General features: G+C 68.5%; 17 protein-coding genes. 14 read left to right on the top strand and 3 right to left on the bottom strand.

Annotation, left to right across the window (positions count from 1 at the left end; translation table 11 throughout):
• Positions 1-43: 43 nt before the first annotated feature.
• Complete coding sequence (locus AB0O34_RS23540; RefSeq protein ID WP_363918638.1) at positions 44-1,303, bottom strand: nucleotide sugar dehydrogenase; 1,260 nt, start codon at positions 1,301-1,303, stop codon at positions 44-46.
• 376 nt (positions 1,304-1,679) lie between these two features.
• On the opposite strand from AB0O34_RS23540, the gene AB0O34_RS23545 reads away from it, so the two are divergent.
• From AB0O34_RS23545 to AB0O34_RS23560, 4 genes are all read left to right on the top strand, one after another.
• A complete protein-coding gene (locus tag AB0O34_RS23545; RefSeq protein WP_363918640.1) occupies positions 1,680-2,627 on the top strand; it encodes an ice-binding family protein in 948 nt (315 codons plus the stop codon).
• A gap of 379 nt (positions 2,628-3,006) precedes the next feature.
• Positions 3,007-5,046 carry a DUF4082 domain-containing protein gene (locus tag AB0O34_RS23550; RefSeq protein ID WP_363918642.1) on the top strand — a complete coding sequence of 680 codons (2,040 nt, stop codon included), beginning with the start codon at positions 3,007-3,009 and terminating at the stop codon, positions 5,044-5,046.
• 128 nt (positions 5,047-5,174) lie between these two features.
• Positions 5,175-6,323 carry a dTDP-4-amino-4,6-dideoxygalactose transaminase gene (rffA, locus tag AB0O34_RS23555; RefSeq protein ID WP_363918644.1) on the top strand — a complete coding sequence of 383 codons (1,149 nt, stop codon included), beginning with the start codon at positions 5,175-5,177 and terminating at the stop codon, positions 6,321-6,323.
• Positions 6,324-6,325: 2 nt separating this feature from the next.
• Positions 6,326-7,081 carry a GNAT family N-acetyltransferase gene (locus tag AB0O34_RS23560; protein WP_363918646.1) on the top strand — a complete coding sequence of 252 codons (756 nt, stop codon included), beginning with the start codon at positions 6,326-6,328 and terminating at the stop codon, positions 7,079-7,081.
• Here the strand turns inward: AB0O34_RS23560 and AB0O34_RS23565 are convergent.
• On the bottom strand, positions 7,071-8,066 hold the full coding sequence (locus AB0O34_RS23565) for a glycosyltransferase family 2 protein (RefSeq protein ID WP_363918648.1): 996 nt from the start codon (positions 8,064-8,066) through the stop codon (positions 7,071-7,073). The genes AB0O34_RS23560 and AB0O34_RS23565 overlap by 11 nt on opposite strands.
• Before the next feature lie 198 nt (positions 8,067-8,264).
• Here AB0O34_RS23565 and AB0O34_RS23570 point away from each other — a divergent pair, with 198 nt between their 5' ends.
• Genes AB0O34_RS23570 through AB0O34_RS23590 form a run of 5 tightly spaced genes read left to right on the top strand, consistent with a single transcriptional unit; the run spans position 8,265 to position 13,041 of the window.
• Complete coding sequence (locus AB0O34_RS23570) at positions 8,265-9,332, top strand: glucose-1-phosphate thymidylyltransferase (protein WP_363918650.1); 1,068 nt, start codon at positions 8,265-8,267, stop codon at positions 9,330-9,332.
• The gene (gene rfbB, locus AB0O34_RS23575; RefSeq protein WP_363918652.1) at positions 9,329-10,306 is read left to right on the top strand and encodes a dTDP-glucose 4,6-dehydratase; all 978 of its coding nucleotides are present in this window, start codon (positions 9,329-9,331) and stop codon (positions 10,304-10,306) included. The genes AB0O34_RS23570 and rfbB overlap by 4 nt, the downstream gene beginning before the upstream one ends.
• 14 nt (positions 10,307-10,320) lie before the next feature.
• Complete coding sequence (locus tag AB0O34_RS23580) at positions 10,321-11,073, top strand: class I SAM-dependent methyltransferase (protein ID WP_363918654.1); 753 nt, start codon at positions 10,321-10,323, stop codon at positions 11,071-11,073.
• A complete protein-coding gene (locus AB0O34_RS23585; protein ID WP_363918655.1) occupies positions 11,063-12,055 on the top strand; it encodes a fatty acid desaturase in 993 nt (330 codons plus the stop codon). The genes AB0O34_RS23580 and AB0O34_RS23585 overlap by 11 nt, the downstream gene beginning before the upstream one ends.
• The gene (locus AB0O34_RS23590; protein WP_363918657.1) at positions 12,052-13,041 is read left to right on the top strand and encodes a class I SAM-dependent methyltransferase; all 990 of its coding nucleotides are present in this window, start codon (positions 12,052-12,054) and stop codon (positions 13,039-13,041) included. The genes AB0O34_RS23585 and AB0O34_RS23590 overlap by 4 nt, the downstream gene beginning before the upstream one ends.
• A 107-nt stretch (positions 13,042-13,148) precedes the next feature.
• Here AB0O34_RS23590 and AB0O34_RS23595 read toward each other — a convergent pair whose 3' ends face one another.
• Entirely contained in the window at positions 13,149-16,757 is a 3,609-nt protein-coding gene (locus tag AB0O34_RS23595; protein WP_363918659.1) for a DUF4082 domain-containing protein, read from the bottom strand.
• Between the two features lie 390 nt (positions 16,758-17,147).
• On the opposite strand from AB0O34_RS23595, the gene AB0O34_RS23600 reads away from it, so the two are divergent.
• The 5 genes from AB0O34_RS23600 (at position 17,148) to AB0O34_RS23620 (ending at position 25,057) form a co-directional block, all read left to right on the top strand.
• Positions 17,148-18,131: a methyltransferase domain-containing protein gene (locus AB0O34_RS23600; protein ID WP_363918661.1), complete on the top strand. Its 984-nt coding sequence runs from the start codon at positions 17,148-17,150 to the stop codon at positions 18,129-18,131.
• Positions 18,132-20,063 carry an asparagine synthase (glutamine-hydrolyzing) gene (gene asnB / locus AB0O34_RS23605; protein WP_363918663.1) on the top strand — a complete coding sequence of 644 codons (1,932 nt, stop codon included), beginning with the start codon at positions 18,132-18,134 and terminating at the stop codon, positions 20,061-20,063.
• Between the two features lie 148 nt (positions 20,064-20,211).
• Complete coding sequence (locus tag AB0O34_RS23610) at positions 20,212-22,524, top strand: hypothetical protein (RefSeq protein ID WP_363918665.1); 2,313 nt, start codon at positions 20,212-20,214, stop codon at positions 22,522-22,524.
• 9 nt (positions 22,525-22,533) lie between these two features.
• Entirely contained in the window at positions 22,534-23,646 is a 1,113-nt protein-coding gene (locus AB0O34_RS23615) for a glycosyltransferase family 4 protein (protein WP_363918667.1), read from the top strand.
• Positions 23,647-23,692: 46 nt separating this feature from the next.
• A complete protein-coding gene (locus tag AB0O34_RS23620) occupies positions 23,693-25,057 on the top strand; it encodes a hypothetical protein (RefSeq protein ID WP_363918669.1) in 1,365 nt (454 codons plus the stop codon).
• Positions 25,058-25,063: the final 6 nt, after the last annotated feature.

A 25,063-nucleotide genomic window follows, 5' to 3' on the forward strand; every position in this document is an offset into this window, starting at 1 on the left:
AGCGATCGTCTCACGATCGCTCGGAGCCGACGGGCGTCCGCACTCACAGGCACTCGACGTTGGGGCCTCTACAGCGGTTGCGCGCGTCGAAGACGAAGGGGCTCACCCGCTGCACGAGGCCGTAGTCGAAGCAGTCGTGGTCGGTGAGGACCAGGACCGCGTCCGCCTGGGCCAGCTCTGTCTCGGTGAACCGCACCATGGGCATCTCGGCCGGAAGCAGCGAGCTGTCGACATACGGATCCACGACCCTCACATCGGCGCCGAGCTTGCACAGGGCCTTGGTCACCTCGATCGCGGGCGACTCGCGGCAGTCCCCCGCGTTCTTCTTGTAGGCGACTCCGAGCACGAGGACCTGGCTGCCATTGATCGCCTTGCGCCTCTGGTTGAGCGCGAGGCTCAGCCGCTGCACCACGTTGTCCGGCATGTGGTCGTTGATGTCGTTCGCCAGTTCCACGAACCTGAAGTTGTGCCCCAGACTGCGCTTGACCCTCCATGACAGATAGGACGGGTCGATCGGCAGGCAGTGACCGCCGACACCGGGCCCGGGGGTGAAGCGCATGTAGCCGAACGGCTTGGTGGAGGCGGCGTCGATCGCTTCCCAGACGTCGATCCTGAGCTGCTGCGCGAAGATGGACAACTCGTTGACCAGGGCGATGTTGACATGCCTGAAGGTGTTCTCCAGAAGCTTGCAGAGCTCGGCGACCTGCAGTGAGGAGACGGGGACGACCTCCTGAACTATTCGCCGGTAGAACGCCTGGATCCTGTCCAGGGAAGCCTCGTCGATGCCGGACACGACCTTCGGCGTGTTGTCGAGCCGCCACTGGCCGTTGCCCGGGTCGATCCGCTCCGGGCTGTAACCGAGGAAGAAGTCCTCGGGCGTGCGCAGACCGGAGCCCGCCTCGAGCAGCGGACGCAGGTGCTCCTCGGTGGTGCCCGGATAGGTGGTGGACTCCAGGATCACCGTGGTGCCCGGCCGTACCAGCGGCGCGATGGATTCGCCGGCCGAGCCGATGTGCCGCAGGTCGGGAGCGCCGTCGCGGAGAGGCGTGGGCACAGTGATCACGCAGACGTCGAACCCCTCCGCGGCGGCGTAATCCGTACTGGCGAGGTAACGGCCCGAAGCATGCGCGGCGGCGAGCACGTAGCCGCTGATGTCCTCGACATAGGACTCCGCCGCGTTCAGCCGCTTGACACGCCACTCGTCCACGTCGATGCCCACGACGTCGAATCCGGTCTCGACGGCCCGCATCGCCAAGGGCAGGCCCACATACCCCTGCCCGACGACGACCAGCTTGTCTGCCATATCAGATCCCCCCGGCGTTTCGAAAAAGTACAGGAACGACTGTAAAAGGCGGGCCTTCTTATAAGTCGATCCAGCGGCGATCCGGGCGTGTCGTTCGGTCATGCGCCGCAAGACCGGCAATAGTGACGTGGGTCGCCGATTCAAATGGCATTGATACCGGAGAAGGAACGACAGCATGATAAGTACCAGTTGCCCGCGCATTCTCCGGAGGAATACCGGTCGTTCCCGGTCGGCGGTGATCGTCTCGGTCATCGTCATGGCGGTCCCATCCCTCGCTCTGCCCACCTCGAGCGCCGTGGCGATCGGCCCGGCCGCCCCGCGTTCCTCGAGCGTCACGGCGGACGCGTCCCGCGGTCCTAGTGCCGCGGTGCCACCTGTGGATCTCGGCTATGCGATGGACTGCGCGGTCATGGCCGGCATGGCGGTGACCGGCACGAACAAGATCACAGTGACCGGGGATCTCAACGTGAGCCCGGGAACCTTCGTGAGCGGCTTCCCGCCCGGCCAGGTGCGGGGATCCATCGATCTGAACGACGCCGAGGCGCAAAGGGAGATGGCCGCCGCGGTCGCCGCCTACAACGACGCCGCGAGCCGGACGCCCACGGCGACCGTGCCCGCGGTCCTCGGCAACGGCTCGACGATGACCCCCGGTGTCTACCGCACGCCGGGCGGCGTCTTCACCCTGAGCGGGACGCTCCACCTCGACGCCCAGGCGGACCCTGACGCCACCTTCATCTTCCAGGCGACATCCCTGGTCACGGACAGGGTCAGCAACATCGACCTCGTCAACGGCGCCCGGGCGGACAACGTCATCTGGCAGGTGGGCGACTCGGCGACCCTCGGAAGGTACGCCACCTTCCGGGGGAACCTCCTGGCGAGGAACTCGATCGCGGTGACCTCGGGCACGGCCATGTTCGGCCGCACCATCGCCCTCCACAACGTGGTCACGATCGACGGCACCACCACCGGGCCGGCCACTCGCGTCACCACTCCGGACGACCCGCCGACCACCACGACCTTGACCTCCTCGCCGAACCCCTCCCAGCAAGGCGATCCCGTGACCTTCACCGCCACGGTGCACGGGAACGTCGGTTCGTTCCTCCCCACCGGTGTGGTGAGCTTCCAGGACGGCGCCAACGTCATCGGCTCGGCGCCGCTCAGCTCGGCGGTCGCGACGTTCACGACCTCGGCACTCGCCGTCGGCCCACGCCAGATGACCGCCGTGTACGTCGGCGGGGGCACCGCCGTCGACGAGAGTTGGGTCCATTTCGTGCCGAGCCGGTCGCCCGTACTGGTCCAGCAGGTGGTCAACCGCGGGAGCTAGCGACTCGCGCATACCAGGCGCCTCCCCGCGGCCTCACTTGAACGGGTCGAATGCCAAATCCCTTAAATCACCATTTAAAGCACACGAAGCCTATTCAGTCCCTTAACAAATAGAGATAAGGCCATGCAGGAGTAAAGTTCACAACACAGCACGTCACCAGAAGTATCCAATGATCGAACGTAGCCCCGTAGTCGACACCATTGAAGGCGCAATTGTTGCGTATCTGATGAATTCTCCATTTGCGTAACAACCGTTCCTCCGCCATGCACGACAGATAAGACGACTCGGACACCTGCTCCGCCACGATCACAAGGCCGGGCCTCAGCACGGTTCAGGCCGGTCACTGACCAAGCTCCACGTCGTCGAAAAGTTGATTGCCATGTCGAAGCCCAGGCACAGCGCCAGCATCTCCTCCATCCGTCCACGCATCGGCAGGTCGTGCCTCGCCGCCGCCCTCTCCGTCCTCCTCGCGATGGTCATGGTCGTCATGACCTCATCCGGCGCGAGCGCGGCACAGCCACCGGTGAACCTCGGCAGCGCCGCGTCCTTCGGGGTCCTGGCCGGCACCGCGGTCACGAACACCGACCTCACCTCGATCACCGGAGATCTCGGAGTGAGCCCCGGCACCTCGGTGACGGGCTTCCCGCCCGGCACCGTGAGCGGCGCGACGCACGCGGGTGACGCCACCGCCTCGGCGGCCAAGAGCGATCTGGTCGCCGCCTACAACGACGTCGCCGGACGGACTCCCGTCGTCACCGTCGCCGCGGAGCTCGGCGGGACCACCCGGACACCTGGGGTCTACACCCCCACCGGCGGGAACTTCCAGATAACCGGGACGCTCACGCTCGACGCCCAGAGCGACCCGGATGCCGTCTTCATCTTCCGGGCCGCCACCCTCACCACCGCGAACGCCAGCAACATCAACCTCGTCAACGGCGCCCAAGCGAACAACGTGTTCTGGCAGCTCACCGATTCGGGCACCCTTGGCACGTTCTGCACCTTCCGGGGGAACGTCCTGGCCACGAACTCCGTCGCGGTGAGCAGCGGTGCCGCCGTCTTCGGCCGGATCTTCGCCCTCAACGGCACGGCGACCCTCCAGGGCACCAGCAACCCTCCGAAGACCCGCGTCACCGTCCCGAACGACCCTCCGACCACGACCACTCTGACCACGTCGGCCGACCCCTCCCGGAGGGGGCAGTCGATCACCTTGACCGCCACGGTCAGCGCGGTCTCCGGCTCGGTCGTGCCGCAGGGTCAGGTGGCCTTCAAGGACGGCGCGACCATCATCGGCTCCGCCAACCAGTCAGGCTCGGGACCGGCCGTGCTCACCATCTCGAGCCTCGCCGCGGGACAGCATCCGATCACCGCCGTCTACCTGGGCGGCGACACCCCTGACGGACAGGCGATCATCCACTTCGCCCCGAGCACGTCGGCCCAGGTGCTCCAGGTCGTCACGAGCACGCTCTGGGACAGCACGGCCGTGCCGGCCGTCGCGTCCAATCCCGACACCCTGCCCGTCGTGCTCGGCGTGAAGTTCAAGGCCACGGCCAACGGCACGATCAACGGCATCCGGTTCTACAAGGGCTCGCCGAACACCGGCACCCATGTCGGCAGCCTGTGGACCAGCGGCGGCTCCCTGCTCGCCAGCGCGACCTTCACCGGCGAGACCGCGTCCGGCTGGCAGCAGGTGAACTTCGCCACCCCCGTGCCGATCACCGCCGGCACCACCTACATCGCGTCGTATCAAACGCTGACCGGGCATTTCTCGTACACGCTGCAGTACTTCACCTCGCAATATACGAATGACCCGCTGCTGGCACTCGCGGACGGCGCGGAGGACGGCAACGGCGTCTACAACTACAGCCCGGCGAACGCCTTCCCGTCCAACACCTTCCAGTCCACCAACTACTGGGTCGACGTCGTGTTCGTGCCGTCGAAGAGCTTGTGGGACAACTCGGCCACGCCGGCCGTGGCGTCCAACCCCGACTCCCGGCCCGTGGTGGTCGGCGTGAAATTCAGGGCCACCAGGAACGGGACCATCGACGGCATCCGGTTCTACAAGGGATCCCTGAACACCGGCACCCATACCGGCAGCCTGTGGACCAGCGGCGGCTCGCTGCTCGCCAGCGCGACCTTCACCGGCGAGACCGCGTCCGGCTGGCAGCAGGTGAACTTCGCCACCCCCGTGCCGATCACCGCCGGCACCACCTATGTGGCCTCTTACCAGACCACCTCAGGGTTCTTCTCCTCCACATCCCCGTATTTCACCTCTCAGTACACGAGCGGCTCCCTGTACGCGCTCGCGGACGGCGACGAGGACGGAAACGGGATCTATCTCTACAATGCGACGAACACCTTCCCCACCAGCACCCACCAATCCGCGAACTACTGGGTGGATGTCGTGTTCACCACCAGCTAGCGGCGCACCGGGGTGAGCCGGGAGGGCGGCTCCGCGATGTAGGCGTAAGGCTTGGGTAAGAGCTTTCCAGGCGGTGCGGTCACCTCGCGTGTCGGCAAGTCCGGTCATTGTTCAATGCGATGGTGAGCATGACCGGTCTTGCGACCATTCCATTCAATCGACCGCATATCTCGAAGAACGAGCTCCCTTACCTCGCGGAGGTCCTGCGCCAGGGATCCACCTCAGGCGACGGGCCGTTCACCCGGCGGGCCGCCGAACTTCTGCGGGAGATGACGGGGTCGTGCAAGGTCCTGCTGACCACGTCCTGCACTCACGCGCTGGAGATGTCGGCGATCCTGCTCGACCTGCGCCCCGGCGACGAGGTGATCGTGCCGTCGTTCACCTTCGTGTCGGCGGCCAACGCCTACGCCCTGCGCGGGGCGGTGCCGGTGTTCGTCGACTGCAGGCCCGACACCCTCAACATCGACGAGAGCCTCGTCGAGGCCGCGATCAGCGACCGCACCCGGGCCATCGTGGTCGTCCACTACGCCGGTGTCGCCTGCGCGATGGAGGCCATGGGCGAGATCGCCGAACGGCACGGCCTCACTCTGATCGAGGACAACGCGCACGGGCTCGGCGGGTACTACCAGGGGCGGCCTCTCGGATCGTTCGGCCGCATGGCCGCGCAGAGCTTCCACGAGACGAAGAACGTGCAGTGCGGCGAGGGCGGCGCGTTGCTCCTCAACGATGCCGCCCTGGTGGCCCCAGCCGAGATCATCCGGGAGAAGGGCACGGACCGCAGCCAGTTCTTCCGCGGCCAGGTGGACAAGTACCGGTGGATCGACATCGGCTCCAGCTACCTGCCGTCCGACGTGCTCGCCGCGCAACTGACCTCCCAGCTGGAGTGCTTCGACGACATCCAGTTCCGCCGCCACGCCATCTGGCGCCGGTATCACGAGGAACTGGCGGGCTGGGCGACGAAGCACGAGGTCTCCCAGCCGGTGATCCCAGAGGGTTGCGCGCATCCGGCCCACCTGTACTACCTGCTCCTCCCTGACCTGCGGAACCGCCAGGCGTTCATCGACCACCTCGCCGGCAGGGGTGTACAGGCGGCGTTCCACTACCAGCCGCTGCACACCGCTCCCGCCGCCCTGCGGTACGGGCGCGTGGCCCCGGGCGGCTGCCCCGTCACCGAGCAGGTCGCCGACCGCCTGGTACGGCTGCCGCTGTTCGCCGATCTCAGCGAGGCAGGGGTGACACGGGTGCTCGACGCCGTGCAGACCTACAAGATGAGCTGACGGTGGGGCGTGACGTGCTCGGCGCGCGGGCCGTGGCCTCACCTCTGGAGTCCGCTCGTTTCGGGTGTTCGGTCGATCGCCTCACCGTCCACTCCGAGCACCCCTCCTCGTACTCCACGGTCCGGGAAGCCGTGCTCGGGTCCGCGGCGGACGTCATCGTGCTCCGTTACCCGGCGGACCGGGTCGACTGGTTCGCGAAGCTCGCCATGCTCGGCCGCACCGCGATATTCGCCGACTCCCTTTCGTACTGGCGTCTGCGGGCGGGAGAGGGCCGCCAGCCCGAGCCGGCACAGGGACCGCACACGACCAGGGTCACCGACGCGGCCGCCGTGACCTCGCTCGTGTCCGAGATCTTCGCCGCCTACGGCAGTCACTACTCGGCCAATCCCCTGTTCGGCGCCCCCGAGGCACTCGCCGGCTACCAGGAATGGGCGCTGAGGTCCGCCGCCGAGGGAAGATGCCTCGCGCTCGCGACCGCGTCCTCGGACACCTACCTCGGACTCGCGACGCTCGATGAGCAGGGTCCCCGGACGGAGATCCTGCTCGCCGGGGTGGTGCCAGAGGCGCAGGGGCGCGGCCTGTACGCGCACCTGCTGAAGGGAATCGAGGACGGCACGCTGGCGCGCGGCGCCGAAGAGATCGTCATCTCCACGCAGGGGCACAACACCCGGGTGCAGAAGGCGTGGGCGAGATACGGGTTCGAGCCCGTGCGGGCGGTCCTCACGGTTCACCTGGTCAAGGACGGGCTCATCCCCTGAACGCCGTGCTACTTCCGCCCGGCTGCCAGGGAACGTCGGGGGAGGCCGGTGAGCCGGCACGTTCACGCACCACATAGGTGGGCCGGCCCATGCCGTTGCCGTGGATCCGGCCGACGTACTCGCCGAGGACTCCGATGGACAGCAGCTGGGCGGAGGAGAAGATGGCGACCATCGAGGCGATCGTGGTGAATCCGGCCACCGTGGTGTCGCCCGCGAGGAAGCTCCACAGAACGGCGCAGCCGAGGAGCAGGCCCACGACACCGACGAGGAACCCGAGGCAGCTCGCCACCCGGAGGGGCGTGGTGCTGTAACCGAGGAGCATGTTCATCGCGTGCCGGACGAGCAGGCGCGGCGTGTAGGCGGATCGCCCGTGGTGGCGCTCGCTCATATGGACCTTGACCGAGCCCACCCGCGTGGTCGCCCAGGACAGAGCCACGTCGATGGACGCGTGTGGTCCCGACAGCTCCTCGAATCCTTCGCGCAGGCACGTACGGAAGGCACGGAAGGCGCTGATCGCGCGGGCGGCGCGCACTCCCAGCGCGACCGCCATGGCGCCCTTCACCGACCGGGACGCGAGGCTTCGCACGGACCCGTGCTCCTCCTCGTGCGGCACGCCGTACACCAGATCGAGCCGGTCGCCTTCGAGAGTGGCCAGCAGGAGCGGAATCTGCTCCGGCAGGTGCTGCAGGTCGTCGTCCATCGTGACGACGACGTCGAACACCGCCTCCCTGATGCCCGCCACCAGGGCGTTGTGCTGACCGTAGTTGCGCGAGAGATGGATCGCGCGGACGGCGCCGACCCGGGAGGCGAGCTCGGCGGCGGTGCTCCAGGTGTCGTCCGGGCTTCCGTCGACGACGAGGATCACCTCGTGACGGACGGAGAGCTGACGAAGAACCGGCATGAGCCTGCCCACCAGCGCCGGAAGAGTTCTCGCGGAGCGGTAACACGGTATGACGACCGACACCGACATTGATCCCCCGATCATCTCCCGGAAGCCGGCCACAATCCTCTCTCGTGGACCTGCCGCGGTCGCGGGAAGGCATGCCTGGTACCGGCAACCCGGCGCACATTCTTCGGCAAAGGCGGACGTCGTCCGGGAGCTCTGAATCCGGTCGGCCATAGATTCGGGCCGACAGCCGGCCCACCGTGGCCATGTGTTCCCCGGGGAAGGATGAGGTCAGCGATGAAGGCGCTCGTTCTGGCCGGCGGCAAGGGTACGAGGCTGCGTCCGCTGACCCACACCTCGGCGAAGCAGCTCGTACCCGTCGCCAACAAACCGGTGCTCTACTACGGGCTGGAAGCGATCCGGAACGCCGGAATCACCCAGGTGGGCATCATCATCGGCAGCACCGGCCGGGAGGTTCGCGACGCCGTCGGCGACGGCTCGGCGTTCGGCCTCGCCGTCACCTACATCCAGCAGGAGGCCCCCCTCGGGCTCGCCCACTGCGTGCTCATCGCACGGGAGTTCCTCGCCGACGAGCCCTTCGTGATGTACCTTGGCGACAACTTCCTGGTGGGCGGCATCACCGATCTGGTCGACGCCTTCCGCAAGGGTGACTACGACGCTCAGATCCTGGTCACCAAGGTCACCGAACCGCAGTTCTACGGGGTCGCCGAGCTCGGGCCGGGAGGCGAGATCCTCGCGCTCGAGGAGAAGCCGGACGATCCGCGCAGTGACCTCGCGATCGTCGGCGTCTACACCTTCTCCCCCCGGATCCACGAAGCGGTCCGGGCGATCTCGCCGTCCGCGCGCGGCGAGCTGGAGATCACCGACGCGATCACGTGGCTCGTCGACCACGGCTTCCGGGTCCATTCACATCTCGTCAGCGGCTACTGGAAGGACACGGGCCGCCTGCAGGACATGCTGGAATGCAACCGCATCGTCCTTGAGGCCATCGACCCGCGAACACAGGGAACCGTGGACGCGCTGTCGGACGTCACGGGGCGCGTCGTCATCGAGGCGGGGGCCTCGGTACGGAACTCGGTGATCCGCGGCCCAGCGCTCATCGGCGCCCACACCCGGATCAGCGGCTCGTACATCGGCCCCTACACCTCGATCGGGGACAGTTGCGTGGTGGAGGACGCGGAGGTGGAGTACGCCATCGTTCTGCAGGACTCCACCATCAGGGGGGTCTCACGGCTGACGTACTCCCTCATCGGCCGCAACGTCGAGGTCACCCGGTCCGAAGGCGTGCCCAACACGCTCCAGCTCATGGTCGGCGACCACAGCAGAGTGCAGGTGCGGGCATGAAGATCCTGGTCACCGGCGGGGCCGGGTTCATCGGCTCCCACTATGTGCGGTCACTGCTGTCCGGCGCCTACCCCGCCTGGGATGACGCCCACGTGACGGTGCTGGACAAACTCACCTACGCGGGCAACGAGGCGAATCTCCAGCCCGTCGCGGGACACCCGCGCTACGCCTTCACGAAGGGGGACATCGCCGACGCCCGGCTGCTCGGCGAGGTGGTGCCCGGCCATGACGCGATCGTGAACTTCGCGGCGGAGACACATGTCGACCGGTCGATAACCGGCGCCGCGGACTTCGTGGTGACCAACGTGCAGGGCACCCAGCGGCTCCTGCAGGCGGCGCTGGAGGCCGGCGTGTCCACCGTCGTCCACGTCTCCACAGACGAGGTGTACGGGTCCGTCGCCGTGGGGTCCTGGAGCGAGTCGGCGCCCCTGCTCCCCAACTCGCCCTACTCGGCGGCGAAGGCGGGAGCCGACCTTCTGTGCCGCGCCTACCACCAGACCTACGGACTCGATGTACGGGTCACCCGCTGCTCCAACAACTACGGCCCCTACCAGCACCCCGAGAAGGTGATCCCGCTTTTCGTCACCAACCTGGTCGACGGGCTGCGGGTCCCCCTGTACGGCGACGGCGGTCACGTGCGCGAGTGGCTCCACGTCGACGACCACTGCCAGGGCATCCAGCTCGTGCTGGAAAAGGGCGGGCCCGGCGAGATCTACAACATCGGCGGCGGGGTGGAACTCACCAACCGGGCGCTCGCCGAACGGCTGCTCGCCGCCTTCGGCGCGGGCCAGGAGAGGATCGCGCCCGTGCCGGACAGGCTCGGCCACGACCGGCGCTACTCCGTGGACAGCGCCAAGATCCGGGCGATGGGGTTCGAGCCCCGGGTCGGCTTCGAGCAAGGACTGACCGAGGTCGTCCGGTGGTACCGCGATCACCAGGACTGGTGGCGCCCGATGAAGACGACCGGTCACTGATCGTTGGAGGGAACATGGAGGCCACAGAGATCCGCCGCACGTTCGAACTCGAGGACCGGCACTGGTGGTTCCGCGAGCGACGTGCCATCCTCGCCCGTGAGCTGCGCCGGCTCGGCGGGCCGGGCCGGGCGCTGGACATCGGCGCGGCCGGGGGTGGCAACACCCGCGTTCTCATCGAGCACGGGTGGGACGCGCTGGTCGCGGACTTCTCGGAGACCGCGGTGCAACTCGCGCGCACGCGCGGCCTGTCGGCGATCCACGCCGACGCGAGGCACCTGCCTCTTCCCGACGAGCACTTCGACCTCGTCCTGGCGTTCGACGTGCTGGAGCACATCGAGGAGGACGACAGGGCCGTCCGCGAGCTCGTACGCGTGCTTCGGCCGGGAGGGACCGCGCTGATCACGGTGCCCTGCGACATGGCGCTCTGGTCGGCGCACGACGTCGCGTCCGGCCATTTCCGCCGGTACACCCGGGACGGGCTGCGCGCGCTGATGATCGGGGAATGCCTGGTCCTGGAGCGCATGTGGAGCTGGAACGTCCTGCTGAGGCCGATCGTCGCCCGCCGCAGGAAGCACATCTCCGGGTCCGACGTCATGGAGACGCCACCTCTTGTCAACCTGGCCCTCTCCGCCGTGGTCGTCGCCGAGCGGTACCTGCCGGTCAGGTCGCTGCCGGGGGTCTCGCTGATCGCGAGAGCGCATCGCCCGTACGACTCCGCGGCCTCCGGCCTCACGGCCTCTGACGCGGGAGAGTGGAATGCCGGCTGAGGTGACGGTCGCCGACATCGGCATGGTGCGGCCGTCCACCCTGGTCGACACCTCGAGCCGGCGATACGTGGATTTCCGCCGTACTCTGCGCCCACGCTGGGGCGTGGTGTGGGGAACCCTTCTCGCGGGGCACCTGGGACTCGCGCTGTCCGCGGTCGCGGTCGCATCGCTGGGGAGCACCGCCGCCGGCAGGCTGCCCGCCGCGATCGCGCCGGCCGTCGCCGGCGGCCTCGCGATCGGCTTCTGCCTGCACTACCTGACGACCTACCTCCACGAAGGCGCCCACTACAACCTCGCACCCGGCCGGCGGGCCAGCGATGTGCTGACGAACGTCTTCGTCGGGAGCCTCGTCGGAATGGACGTCAGGGCGTACCGGAAGGTGCATTTCGATCACCATCGCTATCTCGGGACGACGCGGGACCCCGAGCGCAGCTACTTCCTGCCGCTCGATTCGCGGTTCCTCCTCGAAGGGGTCACCGGCATCCGCCTGGTCCGCGCCCTGAAGGAGTACCGCGAGCTGATGAGGAGCAAGTCACCGGCCGCGGAGACCGGCAGGACCGCGTCCCTCGGCCCGGTGTTCCTGGCCGCCTGCCTGGTCAACGGCTCGATCGTCGGCTGCGCCCTGTGGCGCGGGGCGTTCGCGCTGGCCCTCTCCTGGGTGCTCGGCCAGCTGGTGTTCCTGCCACTGATCAACACGGTGCGCCAGGTGCTCGAACACCGCAGCGAGTTCGCCGATGACAGGACCGACTACCGGCGCGTCGAGCACGGGCCGGTGAACCGGCTCTTCGGCGGCGGCCCGTTCGCGACGGTCTTCGGCTCGGCGGGGTTCAACCGCCACCTGCTGCACCACTGGGACCCGAGCGTGTCCTTCACCCGGCTCGGAGAAGTGGAGAGATTCCTGATGGGCACCGAGATCGCCCCTCTGCTGCGGCAGCGCCAGACCACCTACTACCGCGCCTGGCGCCAACTGGACCGGATATGAGCGAGTCCACCGCGCCGCGGGCGGCGGCGGGCCGGTACAGCGGGAAGCCGGCACCCACGTGCCCGGCGTGTGCCGGTGACACGGCACGCCGGTGGGCGCGGGCGCGCGACGTCGAGTACCGCACCACCGACGAGGAGTTCGACTACTACCGCTGCGCCTCGTGCGGCGTCGTGTTCATCGACCCCATGCCGGTCGACCTGCTCGGCCAGATCTATCCCCCCAACTACTACGCCTACAGCGCCGAGGAGCGGTCGTTCGTCCACCGGATCAAGGACGCCCTGGACGCCCTGCGCTTCCGCCGCATCCTGTCCGGGCTGTCCGGCACCCGCTTGAGCGTTCTGGACGTGGGCGGCGGGGACGGTCGGCAGCTCGACGTCGTACGCCGGCTCGACTCCCGCATCACGTACACGCAGGTCGTCGACCTCGACCCGGAAGCCCGCACCCGGGCCGTCTCGCGGGGGCACCACTACTTCTGCGGCCGTGTCGAGGACTTCGCCACTGACGACCGGTTCGACCTCATCCTTCTCATCAACCTGATCGAGCACGTCAGCGAGCCTGGCGAGGTGCTGCGCACGCTGCGCCGCCATCTCACCCCTCAGGGCACAATTCTGATCAAGACGCCGAACACCGACAGCTGGGACGCGCGGCTGTTCCGGCACCGCGACTGGGGTGGCTACCACTGCCCGAGGCACTGGGTCCTGTTCGACCGGCGGAACTTCACGAAGCTGGCCGAGGACAGCGGGTTCGCCGTGCGCCGGTTCTCCTACACGCAGGGGGCGCCGTTCTGGAGCACCAGCGTGCTGGCCGCGCTGGCGCGCCGGGGGTGGGTGACGATATCGGCCGAGCGGCCGGTGACGCGGCACCCGCTGTTCCCGCTGCTCGCCTCCGCGTTCGCGGGCCTGGACCTCGTGCGGATGCGGATGGGCGGGCGCCCCTCCCAGATGTTCCTCGAACTGGTGCCGGTCAAGTACGGCAGCCGCCCGTAGGCAACGCGGCAGGGCCTGGCCCGGCCCCGTCTCCCCTCCTCCCGCCCGTCCGCCACCTGACGTGGCTCCTCCCCCTCCCCCGATCTCAGGGGAGGGGGGACCCACGGCTAACTGCTGGGGTCGAACAGCACGTCGACCCAGTAATTGGTCGCCTGGTAGGAGTTCGACGGGAACGTGTTCGTCCCGCTGTAGTTGTACACGCCGTTGCCGCCGGACGCGCCGTCGGCCGGTGCGAGGAGCGGGTTGTTCGTGTACTGGCCGGTGAAGTACTGCAGTGTGTACGAGAAGTGCCCGGTCGTGGTGTTGTACGAGGCGACGTAGGTGGTACCCGCGGTCACCGGGACAGGAGTGTCGAAGAACACCTGCTGCCAGCCCGACGCGGTCTCGTTGCTGAAGGTCGCGCTGGCCAGCAACTGACCGTCGGTGGTCCACAGGCTGCCGATATGGGTGCCGACGTTGAGCGAGCCCTTGTAGAACCGGATTCCCCTGATCGTCCCGTTGGTGGTCGCCTGGAACTTCACTCCCAGCACGACCGCACTGGGATCGGTGTGCGAGTCCACGGCGGGAACCGTCGTGTTGTCCCACAGACTGTTGGACGGCGCGAACACCACGTCGACCCAGTAATTGGTCGCCTGGAAGGAGTTCGAGGGGAACGTGTTCGCCGCGTTGTAGTTGTACACCCCGTTACCCCCCTGCGCGCCGTTCGCCAGTGCCAGGAGCGGCGGGTTGCTGTACTGGGTGTTGAAGTACTGCGACGTGTACGGGAAATGTCCCGACGCCGTATAGGCGGACGCGATGTAGGTGGTGCCGGCCGTGACCGAGATGGGCGTCGAGAAGTTCACCTGCTGCCAGCCCGACGCGGTCTCGTTGGTGAAGGTCGCGCTGGCGAGCAACTGACCGCCGGTGGTCCACAGACCGCCGATATGAGTGCCGGTGTTCTGCGCGCCCTTGTAGAACCGGATTCCCCTGATCTCTCCGGTGGTGTTCGCCTGGAACTTCACACCGAGCGTGACGGGGGTGGAGTCGGGGGCGGCGGGGACGGCCGGAACCGCCGAGTTGTCCCACAGGCTGTTGGAGGGCGTGTAGACCACGTCGACCCAGTAGTTGGTGGCCTGGTACGTGCTCGTGGGGAAGACGCTGGTCGCTCCGTACTGGTAGACGCCGTTGCCCCCGTCGGCACCGTTGGCGAGCGCCGTGAGCGCTCCGTTCACCACCCCTGTCTGGAAATACGAGAGGTCGTAGGAGTATCTGCCGTTCGGCGCGAAGTAGGAGGCGACGTAGGTGGTGTTGATGCTGACCGGGACGGGCACCGAGAAGTTCACCTGCTGCCAGCCGGACGCGGTCTCATTGGTGAACGTCGCGGTCGCCAGTAGCTGTCCCGTCGAGGACCACAGGCTCCCCGTGTGCGTGCCCGTGTTCGTCGTGCCCTTGTAGAACCGGATGCCCCTGATGAACCCCGCGGTCGTCACGCGGAACTTCACGCCGAGCTCGACGGAGTTGGTGTCGTTCGCCGAGACGATGGTGGGCACGGTCGTCGGCGGCCAGATCGTGCAGGGGCACTGCACGGTGACGTTGACGGTGATCGAGGTCGGGACCACCTGGAGGTTGCCGATGTCGTCGACCGCCCGCACCTTGATGGTGACCGGCCCGGAGATGTTGGGCGGGGCCCAGTTGTACTGCCAGTTGGTGAGCCCGGTGGCCTGGAACCACCGGGTGCCGCCGTCGAAGGAGATCTCGATGCCCGCCACGACCCCACCCCCGGTGTCGGCCGCCGTTCCCTGAACGGTGACGGTGGTGCCGCCCACCAAGGAGGTACCGGCCGAGGGACTGGCGATCGCCGAGGTCGGAGGAGCGGTGTCCGTCGACTGGGTGGCCGGAACCAGACCCGGTTGCAACGTGACCGGCTGGCAGTTGCACATGTCGGCGAAGAGGTTGACCGTCGCCTGCTGCATGTCGATGCTGACGGGAGTGCCCGGGTAGGTGTGGTTGGCGTCCAGCCCCCACGCCCACTGGACGGTGCCCGCTCCGAACACCAGAGAGCCGCTCGCGGTCTTGTAGAGCTTGAGACTGTGCGTGGCCACCCCGGCGCCGAACGTGCTGCCGAAGTCCAGCAGATACTGCGTCGGCTTCGCCAGGGTCGTGCTCGAAAGCTTCACGGGCCCCGACTGCATGAATCCGTTGTCCGGGGCCTCGTCCCACTCGAAGCCGAGCGTCCCCGCCGGGAAGGTCGCCACCTGGCCCGGCTGGAGGTTCGCGACGGAGGTGTTCCGCCACAGCCGCATCTGGGCGAAGGTGGCGGGCACGGTCATCGAGTCGTTCACGACGCCGTTGACCATGAACAACGTCCCCGTCACGGCGTTCTCCGGTCTTCCGCCGTTGGACGGCGGGGAGAAACGCGGATCGCGCCACGTCCCGGTCCACTGAGGGCTCGGATCGATCTTGGCGTTGGCGTGTGTCTCCTTGTAGCACACCATCGTGCGGAACGCGGTCGACGTGCCATCGATGCTGGGCTCCCACCTGGTCTTCCAGAACATCTCGTTCCCGGAGAAGAAGGCGACATTGACCCCGTTATCTCGGGCGTTCTCCACGTTCGTTCTCATATCGTCGGACCAGTACTCGTCGTGTCCGACCGACATGAACACCTTGTGCTGGAGAATGAGCGGCGCTCGTGCGGCGGTGTCGACACTGGAGAAGTAGCTGACGTCGTAGGCGTTGGCCTCCAGCCACCTGACCATGGGGTACTCGACGGTGAAGAACCAGGTGTTGTTGTCGCCCAGGCAGCAGGTGCAGCAGTTCGTCGTGAACGGGCGGTTGTAGCTGACCTTGTAGGCGCGGCCGATCGGGGCGTTCCCGTAGTACAGGCTGTTCCCGCCGTACGCGTTGTACGCCTGCCAGGCGGCGTCAGAGGTCTTGAACAGCAGTTCCGAGTTCCGGGCGTCGTCCCGGAGCACGAAGATCACATGGCTGGCGCCGGCCGTCCCGTCCTCCCTGACCAGCTTGCCGATGTAGACGCCGGAGACGGCGGTGTTCGGCACCGCCCAGGAGGCGGACACCGCCCAGTTACCGCAGTCGACCAGGGCGGTCGCCGGGTCGGTCAGGCACGCCGGCTGCGTCTGCGGGAGTGTCGCCGAGGGGTGGATCGTCGCGATCTTGCGCGCGCCCATGCCGCCGTAGTAACCGATGCGATAGATGTCCATGCGGTAGGCGGTCGCCGCGGTGTCGACCTTGAACTGCACGGTCTCCCCGATGTTGACGCTCATCTGCGTGGCGTAGCCCTGGATGTTGCTGTCACCGGCGCCGGGGACGTCCCACTCGGCGGCGGGGTTGCCCGGGAGGCTGTTCTCTATGCAGATCACGGAGGTCGGCGGGCAGGCCGCAGCGCGCCCGCCGCGTGCGGTTCCCTGCTTCTGCGCCCTCTGGAAGCCGACCCCCTTTCCCCGCCCGTGCGCCTTCTGGAAGTCGACCGCCGCCTTCTCCAGGTTCCGCGTTTTACGCAGGCCGCGCGCCACTTCCTCCGGCCCCCGCGCCTTCGGGGATCGCGCCCGCTTCTTCGGCCCGCGCGAGTCCGCCGGCTTCTTCGTCCGGTGCGCCTTCCCGGAGCCGCCCGCCTTCTTCGCGGCGGCCGGGATGACCTCCGGCCGGACGTTGGCGACCCGGCCGGCGTTCGCGAGCGACTTCGTCGCCCGGCCGATTCCGAGAGGTCCGATGGCGGCCACGACCGCCCCGCAGACGAGCAGCGCGACCCAGAGCGTCCACGTCCGTTTTCGGGCCGCCCGGGTATGCGGCCCGGTCGCGTGCGGGCCTGGCGAAGAAGGACGAAGAGGCCGAGTCGTGGTCATGCGCGCAAGGGTGGCAAGCGCAGCATCACCCGAAGCACCTGGACGCTCCGCCCCAACACTATTCTTACCAGCCTTTGTCCAGGTTGAGAGGTCGCGCGTTACCCGCCGTAAGGTCCGGACGCCGAAGGTCTCTCGCCGGTCACGGCACGCCCGGAGACACGGCCACCACGTGACAGCGACTACGCGGTCACGTTCCGTAGTATGGGCTGGTAGTCCAAGATCCGGCCGCGCGTGGCCCCTTTCCTTTCTCGCTGGATTGGCAGTCTGATGACGCTTTCGAAACATGTGCCCGGCGACACGGGTGCCGGGATTCCCTGGTACCACGCGCTGCGCTGTCCCCGCTGCCACGGCGCCCTCCGCAACGGGAGCGAGCTGCACTGCGACCGGTGCCGGGTCGCCTACCCCATCGACAACGGCATACCGCGGTTCGTTCCTCCGGACAACTACGCCGAAGGATTCGGATACCAGTGGAACCGGCATCGTCTGACGCAACTCGATTCCCATTCCGGCATGCCGATCTCCCGCGATCGGCTGCTGGGCGCGAGCGGCTGGACCGCCGGCGAGCTGCGCGGGAAGACGGTGCTCGAATGCGGTAGCGGCGCCGGGCGTTTCACCGAGGTGCTGTGCGAGACGGGTGCCCTCGTGACGTCGTTCGACATTTCGAGCGCCGTCCACGCGAACGCCGCCTCGAACGGCCGTTTCCCCGACCTGCGGCTCGTCCAGGCCAGCATCTACGAAATGCCCTTCCCGGAGGAGTCGTTCGATTTCCTGTTCTGCTTCGGGGTCGTCCAGCACACGCCCGACGTGGAACGCACGTTCAAGACGCTTTTCCGCTATCTGCGGCCGGGGGGCCGGTTCTGCATCGACGTGTACGCCGCGCTGATCGCCTATTCGCACCCGAGACAGCTGCTGCGCCCGTTCACCAGGAGCATCCCTCCGGCCAGGCTCTACGGGATGGTCGAGAGCGCCGTGCCACGGCTGCTGCCGATCTCCCTGGCCCTCGGCACCGTCCCGAAGGCCGGGCCGTGCCTGGCACGCCTCGTCCCGGTGGCGACCCATCGCCATCTGGGGCTGAAGGACGCCCAGACGATGCGCGACTGGTCGGTGCTGGACACCTTCGACTGGCTCTCGCCGCGATACGAGAGACCGCAGACCCGCCGGCGCCTCGCGCGGTGGACCAAGGACCTGGCCCTGCGCGAGGTGTCGATCCAGCGCCGCCGCGGGCTTCACGTGATCCGCGGCGTCAAGTAGATGTGCGGGATAGCGGGGATGGCGTCGACGTCACGCCCAGACCCCGATCTCGTCCGGCGCATGTGCGACGTGATCGTTCACCGGGGCCCCGACGGCTCCGGCTTCCACGACGACGAGCACGCGTCGCTCGGCATGCGACGGCTCGCGATCATCGATGTGGCGACCGGCGACCAGCCCGTCTACAGCGAGGACGGCGATGTCGTCGCGGTCTTCAACGGCGAGATCTACAACTTCGCGGAGCTCCGGAAGGAACTCGCCCAGCGGGGACATCGCGTGCGCGGAGCCGGGGACTCCGAGTGCCTCGTCCATCTGTACGAGGAGTACGGCGCCGACATGGTGCACCGGCTCCGGGGCATGTTCACCTTCGCCGTCTGGGACCGCGCCCGGCAGCGGCTGATCGTGGCCCGGGACCGCATCGGGAAGAAGCCGCTGTACTGGCGGTCCGACCGGGCCTCGATCTGGTTCGGATCCGAGCTGAAGTCCCTCGCGCAGGACCCCGCGATGCGCCGCGAGGTGGATCCGGTCGCTCTGGATCACTACCTGACCTACCAGTACGTCCCCGCGCCCTGGTCGATCTATCAGGGCGTGCACAAGCTCCCACCGGCGCACGTGCTCATCTGGGAGCAGGGCCGGGTGACGGTGCGCCGCTACTGGCGGCTCGACCGCACGCCTGAGCCGGTGGTGGACGAGCGGGAGGCGGAGGAGCGGCTGCGTGAGCTGCTCCTGGAGGCCACCCGCGTCCGGATGGTGAGCGAGCGTCCCATCGGAGCGTTCCTGTCCGGCGGCATCGACTCGTCCGCGATCGTGGCCGCCATGGCCATGCAGAGCCGGGAGAAGGTCAAGACGTTCTGCGTCGGCTTCGAGGACAGCCGGTACGACGAACGCCACAAGGCGCGGATGGTGGCCGACCGGTACTCGACCGACCACCACGAGCTCGTCGTGACATCCGATCTGCTGGACGTCCTGCCGCGCCTGGCCTGGCACTTCGACGAGCCCTTCGCCGACTCCTCGGCGATTCCGAGCTTCTACGTCGCGCGGATGAGCCGGCGACACGTCACCGTCGTGCTCAACGGGGACGGCGGCGACGAGTGCTTCGGCGGCTACCGGCGCTACGCCGTGATGAACCAGTCGAGAAGGATCCCACGCATGCCTCGCGCCCTCGCGGCCGCCACCGGCCGCGCCGGCTCTCTCGTCGTCGAGCGCAGCGAGTTCGGATCCTTCGCCCGGCGCTTCGGCCGGACGTTGCAGTTCGCCGCGACGCCTCCCTCACGGCGCTATCCGCGCCTGATGTCCTGCTTCACACCGGAGCAGAAGTGGGAGATCTACAGCGACGCGCTCCGCGAGCGGCTGGCGGGCGTGGACAGCTACGGGCTGCTGGAGGATGTCTTCGACGCCTCGTCGGCGGACTCCGACCTCGGCCGTGTCCTTGATGTGGACACCGTCACCTACCTCCCCAACGACCTGCTGGTCAAGGTCGACATCACGACCATGGCCAACTCCCTGGAGGCCCGTTCGCCCTTTCTCGACCATCATCTGATGGAGTGGGCGGCACGCCTCCCCGCCGCGCACCAGGTGCGCGGCGACCAGACCAAAGTGCTGCTCAAACGGGCCGTCGCCCCCTGGCTGCCGGAGAAGCTGATGCGCTATCCGAAGCAGGGGTTCGGCGTTCCCCTCGCCGCCTGGCTGCGCGGCGAGTTGCGTGAGCTGGCCCATGACGTGCTGACGGACGACACCGCCCGCGCCAGGGGCCTGTTCAGGCAGGCAACGGTCCGCGATCTGCTCCGGCGGCACCTCGACGGCGGTGATCACAGCGCTCGTCTGTGGACGCTCCTGCAGTTCGAGCTCTGGCACCGGGCGCACGCGACCCCGGGCGGCGCCGTCACGGCCGAGGCGGTATGCCCCTCGTCCTCCTTGGCGCCCGCGAAGGAGTGACCCCTCCCCGGCGTCCGCGCGGGGCGACCACCGCCGCGTACCGCGATGGGTGACATCTCCTTTGGCGCGCATAAAGGAGTGACAAGGACATCGCCGGGCGCGGGCGTCCACGCCGCTCCGGGGTCACAGCGTCGCCAAGCTTGCACGCATGGCCCACACTCCGCCCGTTCACGGCTCCCCGGCGAGCGCGCTCGAACCGGCGAGAACCGCCCAGGCGCACGAGCCACGCCGCCGGAGGCCGCCCCACCTCTCTGCGTGGCTGCCGGCGCTGTCCATGACGGTTCTCGTCGCGGCGGTACTGCTCCGATACGGCGTCTCCGTGCCGGACATGGCCGCCTTCTGCGCCTACGTCGCGGTGGGGCTGGCCCTTCCCGGCACGCTGCTCGTCCGGGCCCTGTACGGCGGAGCGCGCACGCGGGCGGAGGACATCGCACTGGGGGTGACGCTCGGCTACAGCGTGGAGGTCATCCTCTACATCGGCGCACGCGCCGCCGGGATGCCATTGCTCGTGCTGGTGTGGCCGATCGCCGTCCCCGTGCTCTTCGCCGGCGTCCCCTGCCTGCGGCGGCACTGGAGACGTGGGCCCGAGGGGGAACGAGCACCTCTCTGGTGGTCATGGTCCCTCGCGCTGCTCTTCGCGTTCCTCGTCGTCTGGAGCGCTCTCACCTTCTTCCGGACTCATGCCATCACGTGGCCGGAGCTCGGCGCCGCCTCCATCGACATGCCGTTCCACCTGGCTCTGGTCGGTGAGCTGAAGCACCATGTGCCCCCAATGGTGCCGATGGTGGCCGGCGAACCCCTGCTGTACCACTGGTTCGTCTACGCGCACCTCGCGGCGGCGAGCTGGATCACCGGGGTGGAGCCCCTGGTGCTGGTGTTCCGCCTGGCCATGCTGCCCATGCTGGCCGCTCTCGTCGTCCTGCTGGGGATGACCGGACGGCGCGTCACGGGCTCGTGGGCCGGAGGGGCGCTGACCGCGGCGGGCACGATCTTCGTGGCGGTGCCGAGCCTTTATCTGGGCACGAACGGGTCGTTCACGTGGGGAGGCGTCCCTGACCTCGCGTGGACGAGCCCTACCCAGACCTTCGGCGCCCTCCTGTTCGCCCCGGTGGTCCTCATCCTCATGGACGTCCTCGCGGGCCGGCGGCAGACCGCCGGTACGTGGGTCCTGCTCGGCGTCTTCCTCGTGGCGGTGATGGGCGGCAAGGCGTCCTATCTGCCCCTGCTCGCGGCGGGTCTGGTGGCGGTGGCCGTGGTGGAGGCGGTCAGGCGGCGCCGCGCACCCTGGCCGGCGCTCGCGGCCCTCGGCATGACCACGGCACTTTGCCTCTACGCGCAATTCGTCCTTTTCGGCGGCGTCCGGCAGGGTCTGGTCGTCTCCCCTCTCTTCACCATGCGCACGACCTGGGATGAGCTGACGGGGAGGGGGGGCCAGGCCGACCCGCCGGTGGCGGCGCTCACCGGCATCACTCTCATATACGTACTGTGCTGGTTCGTCGTGCTGTGCGGCGTCCTTGGGTTGGCGAGCAGGCCGCGTTCGCTCGGACGGCCCGGGGTGGTCCTCATGCTGGGCATCGGCGCGGCGGGCCTCGGCACGATGTTCCTGCTCGGGCATCCCGGCAGGAGCCAGCTCTTCTTCCTCTGGGGCGCCTACCCCTACCTGGTGACCGTCACGGTCCACGGGCTGCTCGTCCTGCTGCGGCGAGCGCGGCTCTCGCTCAGGTCGGTGCTGTGCTCGGCCGGCGCGGGGGTGGTCGCCGCCTATGTGATCCCGGTCGCCTGCGGGGTCAGGGTGCCCCTGGGCCCGGGTCAGGCGGACACGATTCTGTACCGTCCCTACGTCGCCCTGTCGGCCGTCGCCGTGGTGGTGTCGGTGGTCCTGGTCGCCACGAGGGGAGCCCTTCGCGCGTGGGCCCTGGTGACCACCATGCTCACGGCCATCGGACTGCCCGCCGACCTGCACGCGCGCGTGCTGTCGACCGTGGACCGCCTCACCGGGCACGACCCTCCGGCGGCGGCCGTGCCCGTGGCCGCGCCGGCGGTCCCTCCGGGCGCCCTGACCGCCGGGCGGTGGCTCCGCGCCCACTCGGATCCCGGCGACCTGGTGGCCACGAACGCCCACTGCCGCTGGGGATACGAGAACCCGTGCGACAGCCGCCACTTCTGGGTGGCCGCGCTGAGCGAGCGGCGCGTACTGGTCGAGGGATGGACGTACACCGCGGCGAATCTGCGCCGCTGGCGTCAGGGCCGGTCGCCGGAGCTCATTCCCTTCTGGAACCAGGAGCTGCTCAGGGCGAACGACGCGGCCTTCACGGCGCCTTCCGAAGCCGTCCTCCAGCGCCTGCGCGACCGTTACGGCGTGCGCTGGCTGTTCTTCGAAGGAAGCCGGACCGTCCAGAACCCTCCCACCGGGAGATTCGCGTTCCGGTCCGGCGACTACACCGTCTACGAGCTGAAGTGAGGCGCGGCAATGAGAATACTTCACATCGGATATCGGCTCCCGCCGGAGCCCGGCGGCCTGGAACGTCACATCCAATGCCTCACCCAAGAGCAGCTCCTGCGCGGCCACAGGGTGGTCGTCGCCCACAGGTGGGGGGCGGCGCCGGACGGCGCGGAAACTCTGCCAGTGGTGCCGAACCGTCTGAGCCGGGCCGTCTCCAGGAAGTCCGACGTGGTCGCCTTCGGCATGGACTGCGCGCGTGCGCTGTCGCACGCCGGAGACCTCGATGTGGTCCACCTGCACGGCGACCACCGTGAGGCGCTGGCCCTCGGATCCGCCGCCCGGCGACTGCGGGTGCCCTTGATGCTCACCGTCCACGGAGCGCTCACGACGCGCCACCGGCCGATCATGCCGTTCGCCTTCCGCCACGTCGACGAATTCGTCGCTATCGGCGCCCGGCCGGCGGAGGACCTGATCAGAGCGGGGGTCCCGGCCCACAAGATCCACACGATGTCCAGTGGCCTCGATCTCGACCGCGTCACCTGGTTCCGCGGGCGGAAGCCTGCCGAACCTGGATTGATCGTCAGTGTCGGCTCTCTGAACAAGGTGAAGAACCATGCGCTGACGATCGAGGCCTTCCACGAGCTGCGCGCCCACCGTCCCGACGCGCGCCTGGTCATCGCCGGCGACGGCGCCGAGCGCGCCGAACTCGAAAGGCTCGCGGGAACCGGCTCCAGGATCCGGTTCGCCGGGCACCTCTCCGAGGACGGCGTCTACTCGCTGGTGAGCCGCGCCCAGGTTTTCGTGCTCTCCTCACGCAGGCTGCCCTCCATCGGGGAGGGAATCCCCACCGCCGCTCTGGAGGCCCTCGCGCTCGGCACCCCCGTCATCGTCTCCTCCGACGCCTCACTCGAGCCGGTCATCGAGCCACGCGCGTACCGCACCTTCCGCAGCGGGTCCGTGGCGGCCCTGGTGGCGCAGCTGCGAGCGGTGCTCGACGACGAGACATCCCGTGCGCAGCTGATCGAACGCGGCAGGCGGGCCGCGTCGGCCCTCGACTGGTCGCTGGTGGCCGGCCGCGTCGAGGAACGGTACATGAACCTCATGCCCGGCAGGCCGCGCCTGTCCACGGAGACGTCATGAAGGGAGCTCCGCCCGGCTCCCCGGCGAGCCGCGCCCGCAGACCATGGTGAGCCCGCCCGATCACACGGTCAGCCGGACGCGCCCGCCCGCCGGGCGCCATCTGCGGACGTTCACCTCCCTGGCCGCCGCCGGCCTGGTCGAGGCCGTCCTGTCCTCGCTGGGCCTGGTCGCTCTGGTGCGGATGACCGGCACCGAGATATCAGGGCAGGTCATCTTCGCCCAATCGGTGGCGAGCGTCTGCTTCCTGCTGTGCGACCCTCGTCTGGACAACACGGTCCAGCGATACGTCCCCCTCGAAGAACGGCGAACCGGGCAGGGTTTCGCGCTGTTCACGCGCCTGCTCCGCTGGGATCTGACGATCCGCGTGAGCGCGATCGGCGTCTGTCTCGCGGTGGTGATGACAGCGCGCCTGCTGGGCTTCGTGAGCACCGATCTCGCGCTCATGCTCGCTCTCGCGTTCGTCGCACGCGGATCCCTGGCGGCCAACGGCGCCGTCCGCGCCGCCTTCCCACTGGCCAACCGGCTGCATGATCTCGGACTGCTCCGGCTGGGCTGCGCGATCCTGTCGTTCCTTCTGGCCTTGGCCGGGCTCCTGGCGGGCGGTCCCCTGGGCTATCTGATCGGCCAGGCACTGGGCTCGGTGGTGACCGCCACGGTGGTGGGCACGCTGGGCACCCGCAGGTTGCGGGCGGAGATCGGGCCGTCGGCGGCCAAGGTCCCGATACCGGCGGGTCTGGTCGCCTTCACCGTGAAGGCGACCACCGGGACCGCACTGGCCGAGGTGTCCGATTCCGGGATCCTGACGGTCGCGGGACTGCTCGGAGGCTCCACCCTCGTGACCATCATCAAGATCGCATCAGCTCCCGGCCGGCTGTACTCGACGTTGGTCATGCCCGTCGCGTCCATGCTGCATCCCCGCCTCGCCCGCGCCGCGGCGGCGGGAGAGGAGAGGACCCTCGCCCGCCGGGACCTCATGCGCGCGACCGCCCTGCTCACCGTGGCGGGGGTCCTGACACTCCTCCTCGTGCTTCCGGTCATCGGCGACGCCCTGCGCCTGGTCTACGGGCGGGAGTACACCGGGATCGGCGCGGTGGCGGCGCTCCTCGTCGCGGCGGCATGCGTCAAGGGAATGGTGTGCTGGTCCAACGTGCTGCCCCTGGCCCTCGGCAGGCCGGGCTGGAGGCTCGCCTACCTCGCGGCCGAAGGGGTTCTCCTCCTCGGCGCCCTCCTCATCGCCGACCTGACCTCCTCGGGCGCCCTGCACACCGCGCTCTCCTTCGCCTGGGGGACGTTGCTCGTCTCCGTTCTCGGCACAGGCGTCTGGATGGCCTTGCTCCAGCGGATATCGGCACCGGCGGGCGACCGCGCGGACACGGCGGCGGAGCACTGTGCGGTCCACACGCGGCGGTGAGGCCGA

It is taken from the genome of Sphaerisporangium sp. NPDC088356, from assembly GCF_040685555.1.
In the GTDB taxonomy this organism is placed as follows: domain Bacteria; phylum Actinomycetota; class Actinomycetes; order Streptosporangiales; family Streptosporangiaceae; genus Sphaerisporangium.

What these genes read in the sequence shown, in the direction of transcription:
- AB0O34_RS23615 (WP_363918667.1), top strand. Translation starts at nt 22,534, where the DNA reads ATGAGAATACTTCACATCGGATATCGGCTCCCGCCGGAGCCCGGCGGC.
- AB0O34_RS23585 (WP_363918655.1), top strand. Translation starts at nt 11,063, where the DNA reads ATGCCGGCTGAGGTGACGGTCGCCGACATCGGCATGGTGCGGCCGTCC.
- AB0O34_RS23600 (WP_363918661.1), top strand. Translation starts at nt 17,148, where the DNA reads ATGACGCTTTCGAAACATGTGCCCGGCGACACGGGTGCCGGGATTCCC.
- AB0O34_RS23550 (WP_363918642.1), top strand. Translation starts at nt 3,007, where the DNA reads ATGTCGAAGCCCAGGCACAGCGCCAGCATCTCCTCCATCCGTCCACGC.
- rfbB (WP_363918652.1), top strand. Translation starts at nt 9,329, where the DNA reads ATGAAGATCCTGGTCACCGGCGGGGCCGGGTTCATCGGCTCCCACTAT.
- AB0O34_RS23565 (WP_363918648.1), bottom strand. Translation starts at nt 8,066, where the DNA reads ATGATCGGGGGATCAATGTCGGTGTCGGTCGTCATACCGTGTTACCGC.
- AB0O34_RS23590 (WP_363918657.1), top strand. Translation starts at nt 12,052, where the DNA reads ATGAGCGAGTCCACCGCGCCGCGGGCGGCGGCGGGCCGGTACAGCGGG.
- AB0O34_RS23570 (WP_363918650.1), top strand. Translation starts at nt 8,265, where the DNA reads ATGAAGGCGCTCGTTCTGGCCGGCGGCAAGGGTACGAGGCTGCGTCCG.
- AB0O34_RS23540 (WP_363918638.1), bottom strand. Translation starts at nt 1,303, where the DNA reads ATGGCAGACAAGCTGGTCGTCGTCGGGCAGGGGTATGTGGGCCTGCCC.
- asnB (WP_363918663.1), top strand. Translation starts at nt 18,132, where the DNA reads ATGTGCGGGATAGCGGGGATGGCGTCGACGTCACGCCCAGACCCCGAT.
- AB0O34_RS23580 (WP_363918654.1), top strand. Translation starts at nt 10,321, where the DNA reads ATGGAGGCCACAGAGATCCGCCGCACGTTCGAACTCGAGGACCGGCAC.
- AB0O34_RS23610 (WP_363918665.1), top strand. Translation starts at nt 20,212, where the DNA reads ATGGCCCACACTCCGCCCGTTCACGGCTCCCCGGCGAGCGCGCTCGAA.
- rffA (WP_363918644.1), top strand. Translation starts at nt 5,175, where the DNA reads ATGACCGGTCTTGCGACCATTCCATTCAATCGACCGCATATCTCGAAG.